We start from the raw sequence: 2,223 nt of genomic DNA, 5'->3' as shown, positions 1-2,223 counted from the left end.
GTGACTTTTAGTGTGCTTCGGCGGCGGCTTTGGCTTTCTTGGCTTTTGCGTTGCCAACCAGCAGGACGCCCACGATGGCGATAATAATCACACCCCAATACAGAATGGTGGAGGTGCTGTTACCAGCCTTGAAAATGTCGCTGAGGAGTTGCTCGTTGACGATCATCTTGCCTGCGGTGAATGCCAGAACAGCCGCACCCAGGTTGATGACAATCGGGAAGCGCTCAACGATCTTGAGTACCACTGTGCTGCCGAGCACCACGATCGGGATACTGATCAGCAGGCCGATCACGACCAGATCAAACGAACCCTGAGCGGCGCCCGCGACGCCCAACACGTTGTCAATTCCCATCAAAGCGTCAGCAATGATGATGGTCTTCATCGCACCCCAGAAACCATTGACCTGCACGTCATCATGGCCACCTTCGTCACCGGTGTCTGCAAGCAGCTTGTAGGCGATCCACACCAGTCCCAGGCCACCAATCAGCATGAGTCCGGGGATTTTGAGCAGCCAGACAACGACGAGAGTCATCGCAGAGCGGACTGCGATCGCACCGACGGTACCCCAGATGATTGCTTTTTTCTGGAGGTTGGGTGGGAGCTTGCGCGCGGCAAGAGCGATCACGATAGCGTTATCGCCAGCGAGAACCAGATCGATGATAATGATGGCCAATAATGCTGACCACCAGGGAGCGGAGAAAAGTTCCATAATTTTTAAAATGCCTTTGATGTGAAAATGGAGCGACGGTCTTGCTCAGCGAGTCACATAGTGTCTCTCTGCCCGACAAACCGGAAGCCAGACATGATATTTAGCTTCGTGCATGACGACTTGTCGAAGGTCTAATGAACAGGTTGTGGTTGAATCTGTTCAGCTGGACCAGAGCTACTCCCCATCGAGCGCACAATGTACCAAAGTTTGCTCCCCAGCGCGCGTATGGACTTCCCGGAGAAGCCTTCTTAAGGGGTTTCCCCTAATACGTTAACCCTTAGGATTTCCGCGCTGACACCACATACGCTGAAAGACGCCATCCTTTTTGATCACTAAGTGGTAAAGCGCCGCTGTGAGATGTCCGAGCGCAAGCACTGCGAGTAAGAGTGCCAGATTGCCATGAATTTCGAACAATTGTTTTGCGAGTGCCTGATCTTGTGGAATGCCGGGCATAGCGGGCAGGTTGTAGCCGCCAACGGTAATCAAGGCGGGGTAGGCGGTGACGCCCGCCCAGCCGAGCAGGGGAACTGCCAACAACAATAAATAGAGCACGCCATGGACGGCTGCGGCGAGCTTGATGGTCGAGGGAGGAACGCTCGGGGGATAGGGAGGACGGGTCGAGCGTAATTTAACGATCACTCGCAGGGCGGTGAGCAAGAGCACAAGAAAACCGATCAGTTTGTGCCAGGCATACAAGGTGTTTGTGAGTGCATCCCAGATATTGGCACCCGACCGTTCCTTCATCCACAGACCCAGCACGACGAGTGCTGCGATGAAAACCGCGGTAAGCCAGTGCAGCAAGCGCTGTGTACGAGTGTAGGTTTGAGGCATGGACATCTCCTGAAGATGGACGGGACGCAATGCTTTGTGATGATTTCACGAAATTATGCACCGCTTGTCTATAATCCGAGCGATTAATTTTCCACAAGACCGCGTGCCGAATAGGGACTTTGCATATGTTGCTCTGGCTGGTTATTGCTTATCGCGCCATCTCTGTTGCGATTGGACTGTATGGTGCCTCCAAGGTGCATAACGCCAGAGACTACGTTACGGCTGGTCGCAATCTGCCGATGGCCATCGTTTTAGCGATGGTGTTCGCGACTTGGTTTGGTGCGGAAACCGTATTGGGAATTTCCGCGACCTTTCTGAAAGAGGGCTTCAGAGGCTTGATTTCAGATCCACTTGGCGCTTCGCTCTGTCTGGTGTTGTTCGGACTGATTTTTGCGCGTCCGCTTTATCGCATGAATATCCTGACGCTGGGCGACTATTTCAGGATTCGTTACAACCGGCAAACGGAATTACTGTTATCGATCTGCATCGTAGTGTCATACCTCGGTTGGGTTTCGGCGCAAATCACTGCGCTCGGCCTGGTGTTCAACGTGCTCTCCATGGACGTGATTTCCATGACGCAGGGTATGTTGATTGGCGCTGCCGTCGTGGTGCTTTACACAATGTTTGGTGGTATGTGGTCTGTGGCACTCACGACTTTTGTCCAGATGATTGTCATCATTATC

General features: G+C 53.0%; 3 protein-coding genes. 1 reads left to right on the top strand and 2 read right to left on the bottom strand.

Going from position 1 to position 2,223, the window contains the following annotated elements; all coding sequences use genetic code 11:
* Window positions 1–7 precede the first annotated feature (7 nt).
* Window positions 8–709: a TerC family protein gene (locus tag QWY30_RS15790; RefSeq protein WP_290242637.1), complete on the bottom strand. Its 702-nt coding sequence runs from the start codon at window positions 707–709 to the stop codon at window positions 8–10.
* A gap of 270 nt (window positions 710–979) precedes the next feature.
* Complete coding sequence (locus QWY30_RS15785) at window positions 980–1,540, bottom strand: cytochrome b (RefSeq protein ID WP_290242635.1); 561 nt, start codon at window positions 1,538–1,540, stop codon at window positions 980–982.
* A 125-nt stretch (window positions 1,541–1,665) separates the two neighbouring features.
* Between QWY30_RS15785 and QWY30_RS15780 the strand changes: the two genes are divergently transcribed.
* Window positions 1,666–2,223: sodium:solute symporter family transporter (locus QWY30_RS15780; protein WP_435433422.1), on the top strand; the 558-nt coding region annotated here is incomplete at its 3' end.

The organism is Zwartia panacis, assembly GCF_030410395.1.
Taxonomy (GTDB): Bacteria; Pseudomonadota; Gammaproteobacteria; order Burkholderiales; family Burkholderiaceae_B; genus Zwartia; species Zwartia panacis.
This window is presented reverse-complemented; position numbering and strand designations above follow the sequence as displayed.

Excerpts from the sequence above, each read along its gene's own strand:
- QWY30_RS15790 (WP_290242637.1), bottom strand. The coding sequence starts at position 709 with ATGGAACTTTTCTCCGCTCCCTGGTGGTCAGCATTATTGGCCATCATT.
- QWY30_RS15785 (WP_290242635.1), bottom strand. The coding sequence starts at position 1,540 with ATGCCTCAAACCTACACTCGTACACAGCGCTTGCTGCACTGGCTTACC.